This window comes from Neisseria sp. P0014.S009, from assembly GCF_051958155.1.
In the GTDB taxonomy this organism is placed as follows: Bacteria; Pseudomonadota; Gammaproteobacteria; order Burkholderiales; family Neisseriaceae; genus Neisseria; species Neisseria flavescens_C.
This window is the reverse complement of sequence record NZ_JBQCVS010000184.1, coordinates 1-251: the sequence shown is the minus strand read 5'-3', so window position 1 is coordinate 251 and position 251 is coordinate 1. Positions and strand designations below refer to the sequence as shown.

Here is a 251-nt window from a genome sequence, read left to right as displayed (position 1 = left end):
ATGTCGCCCTTGATGGTTGTGCCGCCGCCTTCGCCGCTGCCGCTCATGCCTGCCGCGTAGGTCAGCAGTCCTTGGCTGGTGGTCATTTTTTGGATGACGACGTTGCCTGTGATTAATGTGTCGGGCGCGTCGATGGTCATTTTGGCGACGGCTTTTAAGGTCATTTGGCCGGAGCTGTGGTTGTAATTAATGATTGCGCCGTCGGGAAATTTGACGACGGTCTCATCTGCCGATTGGGCAGGGCTTGGGAA

The 251-nt window shown here is 56.2% G+C and carries 1 pseudogene; it reads right to left on the bottom strand.

The features are described from left to right. Positions 1–251: pseudogene (locus ACTHS4_RS12225) on the bottom strand (phage baseplate assembly protein V); the annotation flags it as partial.